The following is an 18,204-nucleotide window of genomic DNA, read 5'->3' as shown; positions in this document are numbered from 1 at the left end:
TCCGGCTGCTTCGAGCTATGACGGCACGGCACGCGGCGCGGCGGTGAGGAGATAGCGGTAGAGCCGAAGGATCAGCCGCCCCTCATGTTCTTCCAGCCAGAGCGTGGCGGCGGGAGTCAGCAGCATCGCCCGGCAGGCTTCGTCCGCGACGGTTGCCAGCGTGGCGGTATGCGCGCCAAAGGCGCCCTGCGGTTCGACGATATCGCCCGGGCCGCACTGATACAGCCGGGTGCCCCTGGAATCGTAAGCGGAAGCCCGCCCCGTTATCAGCAGCAGCAACCCTTGCTGCGGCTCGCCTCTCGTGGTCAGCGCCTCGCCGACCTCATATTCGCGCGGTTCCAACCAGTCTTGGAGGTCATGGACCAGGTTCTCAAAGAGGATCTGTCTGTCGAGCTGGCGCTCCATATCGTCAGTGACGCGCTCCAGGAGGGCGCCGCGCCTGCCCAGGGCTGACCTCTGTGCGGCGATGACGATGTCCTCGCAGCGTTCCATGCCGCGGTCGGCGTCCGGCTCCCACACCAGGTTGTCGTAGACGGGGGGGGGAAGTCCGTGCTCCAGCTCGTTCTTGAGCTGTGCGGGCGCCGCGCTCAACACCACCCGCGTTTCGGCGGCATACGCGGCGTGCATGAACCTGCCCAGGGCATTGATGGCCGAGAAGTCGAGGCCGGAGACGGCTTTGAAGTCCAGCAGAATGCAGCTGGGACACGGCTCGTCGTGCAGGGACTGCTTGAGACGGTCGGCCAGGCGGTACGCGCTGCCGAAGAAAAGATAGCCGCGCAGCCGGTAGGCTTGGACCCCTTCGCCCTCCGCCCGCAGGATGGCTCGGTCGGGGACGGGACGGACCTTGTTGCTGTGGCGCTCACGCGCGCTGAACCGCGCTTCGACCGACTCCACACGGCTGAGGCGAACGACAAAGAAGGCCGTGGTGACGGCCATGCCGACAGCCACCCCCTCGAGCACGCCGACGAATGTGATGGTGACAAAGATCAGCACGACAATGGCGTATTCCGTGCGCGGCAGCCTGCTGCGTCTGGCTACGAGCCAGTCGTTCATCATGCGCAGGCCGGTGAAGAGCAAGACCCCGCCCAAAAGCGGCACCGGCACCAGTTGCAGCACCGCATGGCCGAAGAGCAGCGCGCCGCCCACGACGCCGGCAACGACGAGGCCGGTCAGCCGTGTTTCGGCTCCAAACAGGTGGCTGAGTATGGTGTTTGAGGTGATCAGACACCCGGGCGGGCCGCCGCCTAAGCCGGCGACGAGGTTGGCCAGACCCGCCGCTCTGAATTCCCTGTTCCACTCCAGTTCCCGGTTCGTGGCCAACTCCAGGCCGCCTACGCCCGTGACCAGGCACAGCAGGGTGACCAGGATCAGGGCCAGCATGTTGGGAATCTGGCCCGCCACAGCCGTCCAGTCCACCCGCGCCACATCGCCAAGCCCGAAGGCGGGCCATAGCGCGCCCTCCGCCGTACCTCGAAACAGCAGGCCGACCGCTCTGGCCTCGTCTCCGGAGATGCCGAGCAGGGGCAAACTCAGATGATACGACACGGCGGCGAGCACGAAGCTCACCGGCAGTATCCAAAAGGCATTCCAGCGCGCCGTGGCCAGGAACAGACCCAGACCATAGGCGACGCCCGGACCCCAGTTCCACACCACGGCGAGGTTCAGGAGATCGGAAAGCGGTTGCCGGTCCAGGCTGAGCCCCATCAACACCAGGGCGGCCAGACACAGGGCTCCCCCCGTCCCGGCCAGAAACCCGCCCGCCACGGGGTAGGGAATGAACCGAGTCAGGTCGGCGAGTCGGAAACGCCCGATCATCAGAAAGCCCACGCCCGCAGCCAGCGCGCTGAGCATGAGGGTCGCGACCATGGACATGAACAGCGCGTCGCCCTCCGCGTCCAGCGTAGAGCTGATCGCCACCAGCATCACCACGCACGGGGCCGGCAGGGCCGAGATCGTGCCCCGGTAACTGCCGGTCAGGGCGATCACCAGGCAGACGGCGAAACTCCCGAACAGCACCACGCTGGTGCCCTGTGAGGAGTACGGCGCCAACGGACCTGAAAAAACGATCACTCCCCAAGAGATGCCTCGGACAAGGACGATCAAACCCGAGATCAGGCCGACCGACAGGGCTGGGGAGATTTTCTCCGACAGGGCGTCGGCGCGAAGTTCGGATAGCAGGTGCATGCTCGCAGACTTCATCGTCGTCTCGTTTCGTCTTCCTGCTCCGACTCGTCACGCTTGACCATCACACACTGTGTTGGGCGCTCGGTCCGCAGCCACAGTGCCGTGGTCCCTCGGACGACTGAACGATCCATACCAATCCAGCTTGTTCAAGTCGATGGTGTGACCTTCCCGCCTGGGACGGGCGCGCCTTGACAAGCAGAAGCAATCGCGTTCATGCTGGAGGTGATCTTTCGTTTTCGTGTCTCACGGGGATTTTTCTACCAAGCAAAGGAGGGAGCGTATGGCAAGCTTTGAAGGTGGTTATGTCTCAGCCGATGGGCATGTTGTCGAGCCGGCTGAGCTGTGGACGGATCGCATGGATACGCGTTTTCGTGACCGGGCGCCACGCGTCGAGGCGCGCGACGATGCCGATTGGTACATTATTGACGGGGTGACGCCGTTTCCGGTCGGTCTTGAGGGCGCCTCGATGGAGGACAAGATTGCCGGAGAAATCAAGATGATGGGCGGCCATCGGCACGCCGACACGCGGCCCGGCGCCTGGGACCCCCAGGCACGGCTGACCGACCTGGAGCTGGACCACATCCGGGCCGAGGTCATGTATCCGGGCGCGCTTGGACTCCAGTTCTGGGCTGCCCCGGATGCCGAATATCAGCGCGAGAGTATCCGGGTGTATAACGACTGGGTGAGCGAGTTCTGCGCGGTTTCGCCGGAGCGCTTCCTGGGTGGGGCGATGGTGCCGATGCGTGGACCGGTAGAGTGGGCGGTCGAGGAAGCCTATCGGGTGGCCAAGCTACCGGGTATCAAGACCATCTCCATCCCCACGACCATGGTTGGTCGGCCCTATTCACGGCCCGAGTACGAGCCGCTGTGGGCCGCGCTGGAGGAGATCGACTATCCGGTCTCGATCCATATCGGGACGACCGGCGAGCCCGTCTACGACAACTTCGTGAAGCTGGGCATTGGCGTCGGGGTGGTGCAGAGCAAGATCGTGACCGGCGAGCTGGGCATGGCCGAACTGATCTGGGCCGGCATACCCCAGCGCTATCCCAAACTGCGCTTCATCATCGCCGAGGCCGGCATCGGCTGGATCCCGACCGTGCTGGGTTTCATGGATCACTGGTGGACGGATCATCGCCGCTGGATGGAGCCGCAGCTGGAGGAGCCGCCGAGTTTCTATTTCAACCGCCAGTTCTGGGCCACGTTTGAGGAAGATCGGTCCGGGATCATCCTGGCCCGCGAGGGGCTGGTACCGATGGATCGGCTGATGTGGGGCTCGGACTATCCGCATACCGAGGGGACCTTCCCGTACTCGCAGGAAGCCATCAGCCGGGACTTTGCCGGGCTGCCGGAGGCCGACGTGTACAAGCTGGTGGTCGGCAACGCCGCCGAGCTGTACCAACTCGGCTAGGGCTGTCTCAGACGACGGTCGGGGCGGACATGCCCCGGCCGTACACAAAAAGGAGGACTCCAGCATGGCCTCGATCTTGGAAGAAAAAGAAGCCATTCGTGATGTCTTGTCGGCCTACTGTTTTCATGTTGATGGCGGCGAGTTCGACAAATGGGCCGAGCTGTTCAGCGAGGATGCGCTGTTTGATGCCGGACCTCGGGGACAAGTCCAGGGCCGGGCGGCGCTTCGGGATTTCATTGCCAAGGCGGTTCCCACCCAGGGCGAAGGGCCGGCCCGCAAGCACTGCACCATGAACAGCATGATACAGGTCAACGGCACGGAGGCCAAAGCCGACAGCTATATCATCGTCGTGCGCGAGGGCGAGCAGGGCATTCTGACCTCGCTGGCCGGTCGCTACGAAGACCTGCTTGTCAAGCAGGGAGACACGTGGCGGTTCAAGGTCCGCAAAATTCACTTCGATATCGCCGGCGACCTGGGGCTCAAGCAGTCCTGAGACGATTCGGCGGACGGGAATTCCTCCTCAGCCGAGTGAGAGCAGCCCGCGAGTGAGAGCAGCCCGCGAGTGAGAGCAGCCCGCGAGTGAGAGCAGCCCGGTGGATGGCCGCCGGGCTGACTCACCAGACACACGGCAAAACGCTGACGCCCAGCCGGCCTTCCTCCTGTATCCGCCACCAGTCTACTTCTTCATCGGCCCACGGCCGGTGTATGAGCAACTCGTCCGCTTCATCGAAGGAGTGGTACACCAGCCGGGGGCCTCTGCCCACCCCATTGTTCTGAACCACAATCACATCTTCTCCGTACATCAGCCAGGTGAGCCGCAGCACATATCTGCTCAGGGCGGTGTTGTGGAGGGAGCGGATATTGTCTCTGGTGCGACGCTGGGCAAAGTCTGTTGCGGTCTGGAGCGAATCAAAGCCGGCGAAACACAGCTTGGCCTTGGGCCGGACATAGTTGAAGAGGTCGGACACGACGACGAGCGGACCCGACGATATGGCTGAAAGGACGCTCTGACTGGCGTTCAGGCGCGCTTCGAGTGGCAGGCAGCGGCGCTTGGCCTCCAGCATTTCGGTGGAGACGATCATCAGGGTGGCGACCTCATCCGCCGCGTTTGGCAGGCGGACGTGAGCCTGAAGATCGCGGTGTCCGTCCGGGGCCGGATGCTTGAAGCGGTCGTCTTGTGACACGCTCTTCGCATGCAGCGCTTGCATCGCGTCTGCCAGGACCGTGTAGACCGTCCGCGCGTCGTCGACCGGAATCGCAATACGGATCCGATCCGCCAGACGACCGGCATCGCCGCTGTGACACAGGCTGATGCGCTCCCGGACTCTGTGTTGGTCCAGGATAAATGGATTGCCTACCCCGAAGGCGGCTTGCTCAGTCATGATTCTTGCGCTGACAAAAAACGGGGAACCGGTCTAAGTCCGGTTCCCCGTGGTGTCGCTCAAGCTGGGCAGCGCCCAGCCCGTTCGGCCTAGAGCACTTCACGATTCCGTATAGCCAGCCGGTCCTTGTCGTCATTCCGGCGAAAGCCCGGATCACGTCCGGCATGACGAGAGTGGCACGGCTACAGCTTAACGTGAACCGCTCTAGAACTGGTTGCAGCGAACCAGCTTGCCCGGCAGCGCGCCGGTGCTCTGGCCGTCCTCGAAGGTCACGTCACCGTTGACCATGATCCAGCGGTAGCCGTCCGCCCCCTGGACCCGCCGCCAGTTGTTGGGCGGCACGTCGTGCAGGATTTCGGTCGGCTTGACCGCGAGTTTCTCAAGGTCGTAGACCAGAATGTCGGCCGCCATGCCCTCCCGCAGACAGCCCCGGTCCCGGAAACCTGCGGTCCAGGCCGGCAGGTAGCTCAGATGATGGTGGGCCTGCTCCAGGGTGATGGTCTCGGTATCCCGCACCATCCAGGTCAGCAGGTCGGTGACATACGCGCCCAGGGTCTGGAACTTGGTGTGCGCCCCGCCGTCGGAAAAACCGGCGACTGTGCGGTGGCTCAGGAGTTCCTTGCAGTACTCGGGGTTCTGGTTGCGCATCGGGGTCAGCCACTCGGTCTTCCAGTTGTCGGCGGCCGAGATGTCGAGCAGGGTATCGACGACATGCTTGTTCTCTTCCCGGGCGATGTCTCCGACCATGCGATCCCGATACTTCTTGCTCATCTCCTCGCTTTCCACCTTGCGGCAGATGAAGGTGGCGATGTCACCCAGTGCCTTGGGCTGCTTGGTGCGGTCGTACTCGGCCTTCATGGACTGGCGCAGGTCGGGGTTGGCGAGTTTGATCTTGCGCTCCTCCTCGGTGCCCAGGGTCGCCTCCCGCCAGGCGTCCACATTGTCAAACAGGTTCCATTCGTCCGAGAACGAGAAGCGGAAATCGAGTCGCTTGGTCAGGCCGTGGGCGACCAGCGGCACGCCCTTTTTGTTGTACTCGTCCACCACGCTCAGCATGGTGCGGAACACCTCGGGCTTCTCGTCGGTGACCAGCACGGCGTTGAAGATCAGCGGGTTGTTGGCCAACGCGGCCAGCTGTCCGCCAAAGCTCATATCACGGCGGTTGCCCTCGACGCCTTCATCAATGGCGCCCGAGTTCTGGGCGTACTGGATGGTGCCCCGGTCATACTTACTCATCGCCTTGGCCAGCTGCTGATAGAACTCGTCCGACATCATGTCCGAGACCATCAGGGTGCCGTCGTAGTCCCGCTGCACCGACGCGCCGTAGCCGGTCAGGCGCTGGGCTGCCCAGCCGTTGGCCCCGACCGCCATCGACTCGTCAAGAATGCGGATGATTTCCTGCATCTCGGTCTCGTTGGGCTGACGGCTCTTGGCCTGATCCCAGCCGCCCATCACATAGCTCACCAGCGGAGTGACCGGCACGAGCTGGATCATGTTGATACCCTTGGGCAGGCTGTCGATGTGGTCCATCCACTGCGGGAAGGTTTCCCACGAGAAGGGCATGGTCGCCTTCATGGCGTCAAACGGGATGGCTTCGTTGCGCTCCATCGAGTACATCGAACGGTCGGCGTCCTTGTGGTGGACCGGCGCAAAACCGAAGCCGCAGTTGCCGTTGGTGACCGAGGTCACGCCGTGCCAGCTGCCGATTGTGCAGTACGGGTCCCAGTGCAGCGGCGCGTCGTAGTGGGCGTGCAGGTCAACCGCGCCCGGCGCGACGATCATGCCCGAGGCGTCAAGGACTGTGGCGCCCTCGTTGGTGTTGATCTTACCGATTTTGGCGATCTTGCCGTCCTTGATCCCGATGTCGCTACGGAACGGCGGCATCAGGGCACCATCGACAATCGTCCCATCCTTAATAACCGTGTCAAACTGTGGCATATGCCCCTCCTTATGGTTGGTAGATTGCTCTTCTCGGGCCTCTTCATATCCCCTGTGTGTGCACGATAGGCCGCTTTTTGTTTCAAATGCAAGACGTGAGGCATTCCCCCTCGGGCCTAATTCCCGGACACCGAATCGACCCGGCCGAACAGGTCCGAGAGCCGCTGCACGTCCTCTTCGATAAGCGGCGGTTTGAGCAGCGCGGCGACATTGGCCTGCAGGTGTTCGAGCTTGCCGGTGCCGGTCAGCACCACGTCGATGCCGGGCTCGTGGCGGCAGTAGCGGTAGGCGGCCTCGGGCAGGCTGGCCGCTTTGCCACTCTGGGTGAGGAAGCCGAGCGGGTCGGCCGCCTCAGCCACCTCGGCGGCCAGCTGATTGCTGCCCTTCAGCTCGGTCAGCACGGCCTTGAGCCGGGCCGTTTGGCTGAGGGCTGTGCGCACGGCAAACATGCCCAGCACCCCGATGTTGCGGGCCTGGGTGTGGGGAAACACGCGGCTGCGGGCGGACTGGTTCAGCAGGCTGAAGCCGACCATCATGACATCCCAACAGTCCGCCCGCACCGCCTGTTGCAGCGTCTGGTGGCCGGGGTCGCGGCTGAACGCCTCGGTGATGCCGATACAGCGCAGCTTGCCCTGCTCGCGCATGCTGGTCAGGACCGGAACGAGGACCTCGTGGGCAAAGCGGTACTGCTCGGGCCGCACGCCGTGCAGGAAGTAGATATCGACGTGGTCGGTCCCGAGCCGTCGCAGGCTGTGCTCCAGGCCGCGTCTGAACGCTCCGGCCGGATCGGGATGGTCGTCAGCCGGCAGCAGCTTTTTGGTCGCAATGACGACCTGATCGCGCCGGACATCCCGGAGCGCCTTGCCGACAATGGCTTCGGTGCCGTAGGCCTCGGCCGTGTCGATCAGGGTGATGCCCAGATCCAGGGCCTGTCGCACCACGGCGATTGATTCCTGCTCGCTGTTGCCGGTGGCCGTGCCGAGGCGGCTGTGCCCGCCGCAGCCCAGGCCGGCGATACTGACCCGCAGGCCGCTGCGTCCCAGCGTGGTGTAGTCCACAGAGGTGTCTCCTGAAATGGGAAGCGGATCACTCGGGACGATCCGCGCTCCTGGGTTTACTTAAAGAACCGATCATACCACCCAAGCGCCAGCCGAGACGAGGTCTCGAACCACTGGCCCTCGTAGATCTCATAGTGGGTGATAGGCAGGACCTCCAGCTTCTTGGGCTCCTTGGCCCGTTCGTACAGTTTCCGATAGCCGTCAATCGGACAGATGGAATCCTTCTCCGCCCCGATCAGCAACAGCGCTCGGGGGGAGATCCGTTCGACCACGTCAATCGGCTTGTATTCCAGGGTTTTTTCGGCCGTTTCCCAGGACAGCTCACACCGCATATGGGGAAAGGCTTCGAGCGCTTTTGGTAAAAAGGCACGCGACTGGGGGTCTCGCAGGGACAGCTCCAGGGGATCGAGCTTCTGGCCCTGGCCGGTCAAGACACGCTGCCGGCGGTCCTCTTCCAGGGTCTGGGCGAGTTCGAGCCGCTCCCCGTAGGAGCGCACATCGTTGATAAACCGCTCCCCATCCCCAAAGCCGACCTGGCCAACCGCGACCTTGACCCGCTCATCGACCCCGGCCACATACGGGGCGTGTCCACCCCCAAAACTCGTGCCCCATACCCCGATCCGGTCAGGATCGACCTCAGCCTGGGCTTGGAGAAAGGTGATCGCACTACGGATATCGTCGATCTGCTCCAGGGGAAGCAGCCGCCATTTGGATCCCTCGCTGCCGCCAAACCCCCGGTAGTCAAACCCCAGGGCGACATAGCCGGCTGCGGCAAAGACCTTGGCGTAGTCCGGCAGCACCAACTCGCGCAGACCGGTAAACCCGTGGCACAACACGATAGCCGGTCGTTTCTCGCCACTGCGGAAATCAGGCGGGAGAAAGAGGTCGCCTTCCAGGCGGCTGCCTTCACTGTAGAAATGGACGACGCGCTGTTCCATGATAGCCCTCCTTAGGCTTTGTGCTGCGGTGTCTGCTTCATCGGCGATAGCCCGTGTTGTTCGGTCGGACGATAGCGAGGAGTAGCGGGATGACATCACGGACAGGCCGGCGGTGTCACCGAACAACGACCTTGATTTCCCCTAGTCCCGTTGCCCAACAGTTGTCAACCTGCGCACAGCCGCCGAGTGACGTGAAACGGTAGTAGGTGTCGTGAGTGTTGCGATCTGTGATGATCCAAACGCGCGGTGGCCGCCTCGGCGTTCTGCCAAAAATCCGTGCTCACCTCTGTTCATCGCCGCTCAAGCCGGCTATACAGCAAAGAACGGGATGACACCCGCCGCGTCGTGTGTGATGCCCCACCCCCGCCCCGTCTACCTCCCCCTGCTGACGCGTCAAGTTTTGTGCCAAGTTCGATAAGGAGGGAGCGTATGAGCTATGACCTGCTGATCAAGAACGGCCGGATCTATGACGGCTCCGGGACCGACAGTTATGGCGGCAACATCGGGGTCAAGGCCGGCCATATTGTTGCCGTCGGAGAGGTGGACGGCCAGGCCACACAGACGATTGATGCCGACGGTCTGGCCGTGACCCCCGGCTTTGTTGATGTGCACACCCATTACGACGCCCAGGTCTTTTGGGACCCGCTGCTCACCTCGTCGTGCTGGCACGGTGTCACCAGCCTGGTCATGGGCAACTGCGGTCTGGCCTTTGCCCCGTGCAAGCCCGAACACCGCGACCCGCTGATGCATATTTTCTCGCGGGTGGAAGGCTTGGACTTCGAGACCCTGGAGAAGGGCGTGCCGTGGAACTGGACCTCGTTTCCCGAATACCTGAACGCCGTCGAGGGCATGAACCCGGGCCTGAACGTCGCGGTTCTGATGGGCCACTCGCCGCTGCGCATGTATGTCATGGGCGCCGACGCCATTGAGCGGGCGGCGACTGCGGACGAGGTGGAACAGATGAAAGAGCTGGTCCGCCAGGGCATGCGGGCCGGCGCCGCCGGACTGTCGGTGTCGCGCTCTCCGGTCCAGGTCGGCGACCACGGCGAGCCCATGCCGGGCAAGGTGGCCGAAGACGCAGAGCTGTTTGAGGTGTGCAAGGCGGTCGGCGAGTTCGGCCGGGGCTTTTTCGAGTTCAACCCGCGGGTCTTGATCTATGAGAAAGACAAGGCCGAGCGCGACCAGGATCTGGCTCTGCTCAAGGCGATTGCCAAGGAGACCAAGCTGCCTACCACCTGGATCGGTCTGATTCACCAGTGGGATCAGCCCGAGCTGTGGTCGGAGCTGATGGGCGAGCTTGACGGCGCCTTCAGGCAGGGGCTGCCGATCTATCCCCAGGCCAGCTGTCGGCCGATCATGTTCCGTTTTTCGCTCAAGAATATCGCGACGATTTTTGACGACCTGCCGAACTGGAAGCGGGTCCATTTCCTGACCGCCGAAGAGCGTAAGCGCCATTTCCGCGACCCGGCCATGCGCAAAGACCTGCGCTATGACCTGATCGACGACCCCACCCCGCGCGCCTTCTCCAAGCGCTGGGATCTGATGTACGTCAACGAGGTCACGCTGGACAAGAACCGGGCGCTCGAGGGCAAGAGCGTCGCCGACATTGCCGCCGAACAGGGCCGGGATGTCTTCGACGTGTTCATGGATCTGTCGCTGGAAGAAGACCTGGACACCCAGTTCATCACCCCCCTGGCCAACGGCGACGAGGAGGCGGTCAGCCAGATCATCAACTATCCGCCGTCGCTGGTGTCGCTGTCGGATGGCGGGGCGCACGTGCAGTTCATCTGCGACACGGCCTATCCCTCATACCTGCTGGGCCACTGGGTGCGGGAAAACCGGGCGATGAGCCTGGAGAAGGCGATCAAGGTCTTGGCCGCCCATCCGGCCGCGACCCTGGGGCTCAAAGACCGCGGTATGATCCGCCCCGGCATGGCGGCCGACATGGCGATCTTCGACCCGGACACCATTCGTCCCCTGGAGCCCCACAAGGTCAGCGATCTGCCGGGTAACGGACCGCGCCTGGTCCAGGAGTGCGAGGGCATGCACTACACGGTCGTGAACGGGCAGGTGCTGGTCAAAGACGGCAAGCACACCGGCAGTTATCCCGGCCGGGTCTTGCGCGGGGTTGAGGGCCTGTAGGAGCAAGACAGACAATCAAACGAGTGGGACGTTCATCGAAGAGGAAACGTGTCAACCTTGACCACATGGACGACACGTTTCCTCTTTTCAACACAAAGGAGGGTGCGAGCATGACGGACTATCAGATTTTTTCAGCGGACTCCCATTTTGTGGAGCCGGTCAACATGTGGGCGGAGCGTATGGATGCCAAGTTTCGGGATCGGGCGCCGCACACGATTCAGGGCCATGACGGCCAGCAGGGCGAGTTCTTTGCCTGCGAGAACATCAATCCGGTGGCGGTGGCCGGATTTTTCGGCTCGGGCAAGACAGCCGAGGAGTTGCCGGAGCACATCAAGCGTGGCTTTGACGTGGCGCCCAAGAGCGTCTGGGACCCGGCCGAGCGGCTGAAAGAGCAGGACGCCGACGGGGTCAGCGGCGAGGTCTTATACCCGTCCATGGGTATGCTGCTGTTTGGCCTCGACGATGCCGAACTCAGGGCGTCGTGTTTCCGGGCCTTCAACGACTGGGCGGCCGAGTATTGCAGCTATAATACCCAGCGCCTGGTCGGCGCCGGGGTGGTTGAGCTGGAAGACATTCCGACCGCGATCGCCGAGTTGGAACGGATCGCCAAGAAGGGTCTGCGCGGCTCGCTGATCTGGGGCGCGCCGCCCGAGGACCGGCCCTACAGCCTGCCGGACTATGACCCGTTCTGGGCTGCGGCTCAGGATTTGCAGATACCGCTCAGCCTCCACATTCTGACCGGTCGGGGCGGGGTGCAGTTCGACCTGCGCCGCGTGCTGTACGGCTACATGAAGCTGCCCCAGGAAGTCCAGCTGACCTTTGCCGATATGATTGCCGGCGGCGTATTCGAGCGCTTCCCGCGCCTCAAGGTCGTCTCGGCCGAGAACGACGTGTCGTGGATTCCGCACTTTCTGTATCGGCTGGACCACGCGTACGACAGGCTACGACATCTGCAGGGGTTGACCTTGTCGATGCTGCCGAGCGACTATATGCGGCGCAATATGCTGGCGACCTTCCAGTTTGAGAGCTCCAACGTGGAGTTCACCCGCCAGATCTACGGCGCCGAGAACATCGCCTGGTCGTCCGACTATCCGCACACCGACTCGACCTGGCCGCGCTCCCGAGAGTTCCTGTCCGAGGCGCTCAAAGACGTGCCTGAGGACGGCATGAAAAAGATCGTGGGCGAGAACGTCATCAACTTCTACGGTCTCAGCTAGCCCTGTCGGTAGGGGCGAGTGGCCGCTCGCTCCTACCGAGCCACGCATGATGAGGAGGCTAGATGAAGATCGTCTGGCAAGTAGATTCTGACGACGTCGCAAAGGTCAAAGCATTCTACGATAAGCATTGTGACAACCGTCTCGTGCAGAATCGAATTAGAACTAACCTCGCCGACGGCAAATCAGCAATCACAAAGCCAGTTTTCTGGCGCTGCATGGTTAGATGTCTGTTGACCACGCAGCAGCGCTCAGGGCCGAATTCACAGGTTTCCCGTTTTATAGCCACGAATCCGCCACTGCTCAGTTACCAAATCTGTGATGAGCAAGACGACCTTGCCGAGTTTGCCCGCTCTGCAATCAGCCGTGGCGGTCTGAGACGATCAACGATCATCGGTAAGGAACTTGCCGCCAACCTGTCGTTTCTAAACAAGGGCGGGTGGAAGCCGACAACGCAGCATCTCGACAAAGTGCGATTGAATTCGAGCACGAAAACCGAACGCCTTGCCGCTGAGCGCCTTGCTGCCGAATTCATAGACAGGAGTTTCAAGGGATTTGGCCCAAAACAGTCTCGAAATCTTCTGCAAATCTTGGGACTTTCACGGTACGAGATCCCTATCGACAGTCGGATCACCAAGTGGCTGAACGAATTCGGATTCCCGGTGGAGCTGACAGCCCAAGCTTTACAGGATTGCAACTACTACAACTTCGTTTCCGATGGATTTCAACGGCTCTGTGAAGCGTGCAAGATCACACCGTGCGTACTGGACGCCGTGATCTTTTCCAGTTTCGACAAAGGCAAGTGGACTAAGGAGAACGTCGAAGATCGAGGTTAGGTCTCAAAAAGTTTGAGGTCAACCTATCCGCCAATAGGGCGTTTATTCTTTCCACCTCTCAGTTAAATCCGCAGGCTGCCCTCTACACAGGTCACCGACGCCCCGCCGAGCTGTATCGTTCGCTCGGGCAGGCTGACCGCGATATGGACAAAGCCGTCCCGGCCCAGCTCGTGACCCTGGCTGGCTACATAGTTTGGGCCGGTCGTCCCGAGCTGGTCGGAATGGGCCAGGAAGGCTGCCACGCTGGCGTTTCCGCTGCCACACACCGGATCTTCCGGGACGTTCAGGGCCGGGGCAAAGGAGCGGGTATAGACCGCACTCGGGCCCCCGTCGGTCAGGCCGAAGACGCTGATGCCGGTCAGGCCCAGGGCGTGGCTCAGCTGCGTCACGGCCGCCGAGTCGGGCCGCAGGCTGTGGACCGAGGCCACGCTGTCCAGCTGCACGATCAGCCACACCGGGCCGACATCAACCCGGAGCGGGACTGGCTCGGGCGGCAGGTCCAGTCCGAGGGCCGCAGCAAGCTCGGCGTGGCGGGCTGGATCACAGGGCGTGACCGTGGCCGTCGGGGTTTGTACGAACAGGTGGCGGGTGTCGCCCGCCCGCTCGACGCGCACGGGCAGCAGACCAGCGTCGCACTCCTGAACAAAGTGTGAACGCTGCGGCTCCACCAGACCGCTCTCCAGCGCGGCGTGGGCGCTGCCGATGCTGGGGTGGCCGGCGAACGGCAGCTCGCCCTTGGGGGTGAAGATGCGCAGCCGGTAATCCGCCTCGGCCCGGGTCGGAGACAGCACAAAGGTGGTTTCCGACAGGTTGGTCCAGGTGGCGAGGCGCTGCATATCGGCCGTCTCCAGCCCGTCGGCCCCGAGTACGACCGCGACCGGATTGCCGTACAGAGGCCGGTCGGTGAACACGTCAACCTGCTTGAACTGGTAGCTCTTCATCCTGTCCGCCGTTCCTCGTGCAGCCTCAGCCCAACAGCTCGGCCGCCAGCTCTTCCAACTCGGCCATGACCTCGGCCTGCTGAAAGGCGTTGAGCCAGACAATGGCGTGCTCGGCCCCGGCCTCTTCGAGTCCCTGGAGATCGTCGCGCTTGCGCAGCTGGCCGGGCTGACCAAAGGCCAGGACGCTGATTGAGGCCGGGTCACGGCCGGCCTCAGCGGCCAGCTCGTCGAGGGTTTGGCGGCCCTCCTCGATCGTTTTGGGCGAGGTGCTGACCGGCAGCCAGCCGTCGCCCCACTCGACCGTGCGCTTGAATACATTCTTGGCCGAGCCGCCCAGCAGAACCGGTGGATGGGGCTTCCGGGCCGGTTTGGGGAAGCACTTGACGGCCGGGAAGTCGTAATACTTTCCGTGGTACTCGGACTCGTCGGTGGTCCACAGCTCTTTCATGGCTAGCACCGAATCCCGGGTCTGGGTCCAGCGGCGCGGAAAATCGCCGCCCATGATCTCGCACTCTTCTTTTTGCCAGCCCGCGCCAATGCCGAACAAAAAGCGCCCGTTGGAGTAGTGGTCCAGGGTGGCGATCTCTTTGGCCAGCAGCAGGGGGTTGCGCTCCGGCACCAGGCAGATGCCGGTGCCGAGCTTGATTGTGCTGGTCGTGGCCGAGGCCCGGGCCAGGGCCACAAAGGGGTCGGAGATAATGCCGACCGTGCGCGGAATGGGTCGGTCGGGCGCGGCCGGGTAGCCGGTGGTGGTGTGGACCGGCAGCACCGGATGTTCCGGGACCCAGATTGAGGCAAAGCCGAGGTCTTCGGCTTTTTTGGCGATGATCGCCGGGTCGGCCGACTCGGCCGAGGTGAAAAAGAATACGCCAATGTCCATGTGAGCCTCCTTATGGCTGATACTCCTGTGTTCATTACTCCGCCGAGCCGGGGGCTGGCAAGAGTAGGGGAGAAGAGTAGGGAGAGATCGGGCCCCCCCAGCTTTTTCCAAAGCCGGATATCGGCTACCCTGGGGCCTTCTATCTCTACAGCACGAATCGAGGAGGATGGTATGGCGGCATTTGACATGGTCATCAGAGGCGGGACGGTTGTCGATGGGACGCGGGTCCCGCGCTACCGGGCCGACATCGGCATCAAGGACGGCAGGATTGCCGAAGTCGGGCAACTCCAGCCCAGCGATGCCGGTCAGGTGCTTGAGGCTGCGGATTGCATTGTCGCCCCCGGCGCGATTGACCTGCACACCCATTACGACGCCCAGCTGCACTGGGACCCGTACTGCACAATCGGCAGCTGGCACGGCGTGACCTCGGTCACCATCGGCAACTGCGGCTTCGGTTTTGCGCCGGTCCACGCCAAGGACGCCGAACGGGCCATGCTGTCCCTGTCCCGCAATGAGGCCATTCCGCTGGGTCCGATGCGGACCAGCATGCCGTTTGACTGGGAAACCTTCCCCGAGTGGATGGACCATCTGGACCGTATTCCGCTGGGCATCAATCTGTCCCAGCTGATGCCGGTCACCCCGCTGGTCGCGTATGTGATGGGCGGTTTTGAGGAGGCCAAGCAGCGGCTGCCGAACGACACGGAAGTCCAGACCATTCAGCGTCTGCTGCACGAGGCCATGGACGCCGGGGCGGTCGGCTGGGGCGCCCAGCGTCTGTTCCCGGACAGCCTGGCTGCGGTCCAGCGCGACTATGACGGCTCGCCCATGATTTCGGACGTGTTATCCGACGAGTTCTACCTCAGCCTGGCTGCGGTGCTGCATGAGCGCCGGGCGGGCTGCATCCAGTTCACCCAGGCCGGCGGGGATCTGAGCGAAGGCTTTCAGAGTCTGCTGACCGGGCTGCAACGCGACTTCGGTTTTAACGAACAGCTGGCCGAGAAAAGCGGCCGGCCGGTGTTGTACAACCTGATTGCCGCCAACGATCTACTGCCCATCTTTTACCAGACTCAGCTCAAGCTGCTGGCCGAGGCCAACGCCAGGGGCCGGCGGGTGTTCGGCCAGGCGGCTACCGTCCGGGCGCCGTTTACCTTTACCTTTGAGGACTGGAACCTGTTCGACAACAGCCCGGTCTGGCGCCAGGCCACAGTCGGCACGCTGGAGGAAAAGCGGGCCAAGCTGGCCGACCCCGAGATCCGTCAGGCGATGAAGGCCGAGTATGACTCGGGCCAGGTGTCGATTGACCTGTTCGGCGCGGTCGCCCAGTTCATCGCCAAGAAGGTGTTTCGAGCCGACCTCAAAGACAAATACGAGGGGCTGTCGGTCATCCAGATTGCCCAGCAGGAGGGCAAGCACTTCATTGACGCCCTGCTCGACGTATCGGTCGCCGACGACCTCAAGACCGAGTGGCGCACCCCGCTACTGAACGTCCAGGTCGAGCACCACAAACGGGTCATGGACTCGCCGTACACGATTGCCGGCCTGTCCGACGGCGGCGCGCACATGAAGTTCCTCACCACCGGGGTGTGGCCGACCGATCTGCTGACCTGGATGGTGCGTGACACCCAGGCCCTGTCCCTGGAAGAGGCGCACTTCCGGCTGAGCTGTCTGCCGGCCTGGGCGGCCGGCTTTCAGGACCGGGGCACGCTGCGGCCCGGCATGGCGGCCGACATCGTGGTGTACGATCTGGCCGGGCTTGGCATCGAGCCGATCGAGATTGCCCACGACCTGCCCACCGGCGAGTGGCGGCGGGTGCAGAAGGCCACCGGCTATCGGTGGATTGTGGTCAACGGCCAAGTCACGTTTACCGACGGCCAGTGCAGCGGAGCCACACCCGGCAGACTGCTGCGCCACGGCCAAGCGGCCTGAGGCTGTGGGCGACGGGCGCAAGGGAGAGGAGCCGAACATGGCAGAGTTTACCAGCCTCGGCAAACGCAAGGCCGTGCTGGGCATGATTCACCTGAAACCGCTGCCCGGCACCCTGCTGTATGAAGAGGGCAGTTTCAGCCGGACCCTCGAGCTTGCCGTAGAATCGGCCCGGGCGCTGCACGACGGTGGCGCGGACGGCTGTCTGGTCCAGACGGTGGATCGTATCTACAGCGTGAAAGACGAGTCCGACCCGGCCCGCACGGCCGCCATGAGTCTGATTGTCCAGGCTATCGTGCAGGCCACGGGCGACGAGTTCCAGGTCGGGGTGCAGCTGATGCGCAACGCGCTCAAGGCTTCGCTGGCGGTGGCCAAGGTGGCGGGCGGCAGCTTCATTCGGGCCGGGGCGGTGGTGGGCATGACGCTCACCGCCCACGGCATGGTCGAGGCCAATCCGCTTGAGGTGATGGAGTACCGCAAAAGGATCAACGCCGGCGGGGTCAAGGTCATTGCCGAGGTGGACTCCATGCAGTTCAAGTGGTTTGGCGAGGCCAAGCCGGCGGCCGAGGTGGCGCGCAGCGCAAAGTATGTTGGGGCGGATGCCGTGTCGCTGGGCAACCCCGATGAAAACACCACGCTGGAGATGATCGCCTCGGTGCGCAGAAGCATGCCTGGGCTGCCCGTCATTCTGGCCGGCTATACCAACCACGAGAACGCGCCACGGCTGATGGCGGCTGCGGACGGGGCGTTTGTGGGCACCTGCCTGGAGCGCGGCGGCTGGGGTGGACAGATCGATATCGAGCGGGTGAAGACCTATGTCGATATCGTGCGGGGACTGGAAGGATAGCGCCATGCAGAGGAAACGTGTCGGCCAGACTCATGCTGGAGGACAACCCGTTTCCCCTTTGGAGCCACTCAAGCCCGAGGTGATGCACAGACAGCTGGCCGGCCTGGCCGGCGATTTGCGCCAGCTGACCCGCCCGTTTGCGCAACAGATTCAAACCGTCCTCAGCCCCGCAGAGTGGACGGCGGTCCGAAACGTATACCTGACCGGAGACGGGGATTCCTACCACGCCTCGTGTGCGTTTGAGATGGCGTTTGAGACGCTTGCCGATGTGAGCTGCCGTCCGATGAGCGCCCAGCGCTTTGTGGATTATGGCGCGCAGTGGATGCGCCAGGCTACGCCGCATCAGAGCTTGGTGCTGGCGACCTCGGCCTCGGGCGGTACCCCGCGCGTGGTGCAGGCCATTGAGCGCGCCAAACAACACGGGGTGCTCAGCGTGGCCGTGACCGGAACGCCCAACAGCCCGGTGGCGCGGGCGGCAGACCGTAGCATTGTGGTCGAACTGCCGCACAAAGA

General features: G+C 63.2%; 15 protein-coding genes. 8 read left to right on the top strand and 7 right to left on the bottom strand.

Annotated features, from left to right (window positions below):
- Window positions 1–15: 15 nt before the first annotated feature.
- Entirely contained in the window at window positions 16–2,199 is a 2,184-nt protein-coding gene (locus tag J4F42_07045; protein ID MCE2485252.1) for an STAS domain-containing protein, read from the bottom strand.
- A gap of 265 nt (window positions 2,200–2,464) precedes the next feature.
- On the opposite strand from J4F42_07045, the gene J4F42_07040 reads away from it, so the two are divergent.
- Together J4F42_07040 and J4F42_07035 are read left to right on the top strand one after the other, a co-directional pair.
- Window positions 2,465–3,592, top strand: a complete 1,128-nt coding sequence (locus J4F42_07040; GenBank protein ID MCE2485251.1) for an amidohydrolase — start codon at window positions 2,465–2,467, stop codon at window positions 3,590–3,592.
- A 64-nt stretch (window positions 3,593–3,656) separates the two neighbouring features.
- Entirely contained in the window at window positions 3,657–4,085 is a 429-nt protein-coding gene (locus J4F42_07035; GenBank protein ID MCE2485250.1) for a nuclear transport factor 2 family protein, read from the top strand.
- Window positions 4,086–4,206: 121 nt separating this feature from the next.
- Here the strand turns inward: J4F42_07035 and J4F42_07030 are convergent, their stop codons facing one another.
- From J4F42_07030 to J4F42_07015, 4 genes are all read right to left on the bottom strand, one after another.
- Window positions 4,207–4,974 carry a hypothetical protein gene (locus J4F42_07030; GenBank protein MCE2485249.1) on the bottom strand — a complete coding sequence of 256 codons (768 nt, stop codon included), beginning with the start codon at window positions 4,972–4,974 and terminating at the stop codon, window positions 4,207–4,209.
- A 204-nt stretch (window positions 4,975–5,178) separates the two neighbouring features.
- Window positions 5,179–6,912 (bottom strand): amidohydrolase family protein, encoded by a 1,734-nt coding sequence (locus J4F42_07025; GenBank protein MCE2485248.1) that lies wholly within the window; start codon window positions 6,910–6,912, stop codon window positions 5,179–5,181.
- Window positions 6,913–7,028: 116 nt separating this feature from the next.
- Window positions 7,029–7,970, bottom strand: a complete 942-nt coding sequence (locus J4F42_07020; GenBank protein ID MCE2485247.1) for an aldo/keto reductase — start codon at window positions 7,968–7,970, stop codon at window positions 7,029–7,031.
- Window positions 7,971–8,026: 56 nt separating this feature from the next.
- Window positions 8,027–8,908 (bottom strand): alpha/beta fold hydrolase, encoded by an 882-nt coding sequence (locus tag J4F42_07015; GenBank protein ID MCE2485246.1) that lies wholly within the window; start codon window positions 8,906–8,908, stop codon window positions 8,027–8,029.
- A gap of 429 nt (window positions 8,909–9,337) precedes the next feature.
- Here J4F42_07015 and J4F42_07010 point away from each other — a divergent pair, with 429 nt between their 5' ends.
- The 3 genes from J4F42_07010 (at window position 9,338) to J4F42_07000 (ending at window position 13,100) form a co-directional block, all read left to right on the top strand.
- A complete protein-coding gene (locus J4F42_07010; GenBank protein MCE2485245.1) occupies window positions 9,338–11,050 on the top strand; it encodes an amidohydrolase family protein in 1,713 nt (570 codons plus the stop codon).
- A gap of 110 nt (window positions 11,051–11,160) precedes the next feature.
- Window positions 11,161–12,267, top strand: a complete 1,107-nt coding sequence (locus J4F42_07005) for an amidohydrolase (GenBank protein MCE2485244.1) — start codon at window positions 11,161–11,163, stop codon at window positions 12,265–12,267.
- Between the two features lie 62 nt (window positions 12,268–12,329).
- Entirely contained in the window at window positions 12,330–13,100 is a 771-nt protein-coding gene (locus J4F42_07000; protein ID MCE2485243.1) for a hypothetical protein, read from the top strand.
- Window positions 13,101–13,162: 62 nt separating this feature from the next.
- Here the strand turns inward: J4F42_07000 and J4F42_06995 are convergent, their stop codons facing one another.
- Both J4F42_06995 and J4F42_06990 read right to left on the bottom strand, forming a co-directional pair.
- A complete protein-coding gene (locus J4F42_06995) occupies window positions 13,163–14,041 on the bottom strand; it encodes a PhzF family phenazine biosynthesis protein (GenBank protein MCE2485242.1) in 879 nt (292 codons plus the stop codon).
- A gap of 25 nt (window positions 14,042–14,066) precedes the next feature.
- Window positions 14,067–14,921, bottom strand: coding sequence for an LLM class F420-dependent oxidoreductase (locus J4F42_06990; protein ID MCE2485241.1), 855 nt, complete (start codon window positions 14,919–14,921; stop codon window positions 14,067–14,069).
- 171 nt (window positions 14,922–15,092) lie between these two features.
- Between J4F42_06990 and J4F42_06985 the strand changes: the two genes are divergently transcribed.
- The 3 genes from J4F42_06985 to J4F42_06975 form a co-directional block, all read left to right on the top strand.
- Complete coding sequence (locus J4F42_06985) at window positions 15,093–16,847, top strand: amidohydrolase family protein (protein ID MCE2485240.1); 1,755 nt, start codon at window positions 15,093–15,095, stop codon at window positions 16,845–16,847.
- Window positions 16,848–16,884: 37 nt separating this feature from the next.
- Window positions 16,885–17,691 carry a hypothetical protein gene (locus tag J4F42_06980; GenBank protein ID MCE2485239.1) on the top strand — a complete coding sequence of 269 codons (807 nt, stop codon included), beginning with the start codon at window positions 16,885–16,887 and terminating at the stop codon, window positions 17,689–17,691.
- 4 nt (window positions 17,692–17,695) lie between these two features.
- Window positions 17,696–18,204: SIS domain-containing protein (locus J4F42_06975; protein ID MCE2485238.1), on the top strand; the 509-nt coding region annotated here is incomplete at its 3' end.

The organism is Desulfurellaceae bacterium (genome assembly GCA_021296095.1).
Taxonomy (GTDB): Bacteria; Desulfobacterota; Binatia; order Bin18; family Bin18; genus JAAXHF01.
This window is presented reverse-complemented; position numbering and strand designations above follow the sequence as displayed.

Coding starts and splice junctions, on each gene's coding strand:
- J4F42_07030 (MCE2485249.1), bottom strand. CDS start 4,974: ATGACTGAGCAAGCCGCCTTCGGGGTAGGCAATCCATTTATCCTGGAC.
- J4F42_07035 (MCE2485250.1), top strand. CDS start 3,657: ATGGCCTCGATCTTGGAAGAAAAAGAAGCCATTCGTGATGTCTTGTCG.
- J4F42_06995 (MCE2485242.1), bottom strand. CDS start 14,041: ATGAAGAGCTACCAGTTCAAGCAGGTTGACGTGTTCACCGACCGGCCT.
- J4F42_07040 (MCE2485251.1), top strand. CDS start 2,465: ATGGCAAGCTTTGAAGGTGGTTATGTCTCAGCCGATGGGCATGTTGTC.
- J4F42_07005 (MCE2485244.1), top strand. CDS start 11,161: ATGACGGACTATCAGATTTTTTCAGCGGACTCCCATTTTGTGGAGCCG.
- J4F42_06980 (MCE2485239.1), top strand. CDS start 16,885: ATGGCAGAGTTTACCAGCCTCGGCAAACGCAAGGCCGTGCTGGGCATG.
- J4F42_07010 (MCE2485245.1), top strand. CDS start 9,338: ATGAGCTATGACCTGCTGATCAAGAACGGCCGGATCTATGACGGCTCC.
- J4F42_07015 (MCE2485246.1), bottom strand. CDS start 8,908: ATGGAACAGCGCGTCGTCCATTTCTACAGTGAAGGCAGCCGCCTGGAA.
- J4F42_07045 (MCE2485252.1), bottom strand. CDS start 2,199: ATGAAGTCTGCGAGCATGCACCTGCTATCCGAACTTCGCGCCGACGCC.
- J4F42_06990 (MCE2485241.1), bottom strand. CDS start 14,921: ATGGACATTGGCGTATTCTTTTTCACCTCGGCCGAGTCGGCCGACCCG.
- J4F42_07000 (MCE2485243.1), top strand. CDS start 12,330: ATGAAGATCGTCTGGCAAGTAGATTCTGACGACGTCGCAAAGGTCAAA.
- J4F42_06985 (MCE2485240.1), top strand. CDS start 15,093: ATGGCGGCATTTGACATGGTCATCAGAGGCGGGACGGTTGTCGATGGG.
- J4F42_07025 (MCE2485248.1), bottom strand. CDS start 6,912: ATGCCACAGTTTGACACGGTTATTAAGGATGGGACGATTGTCGATGGT.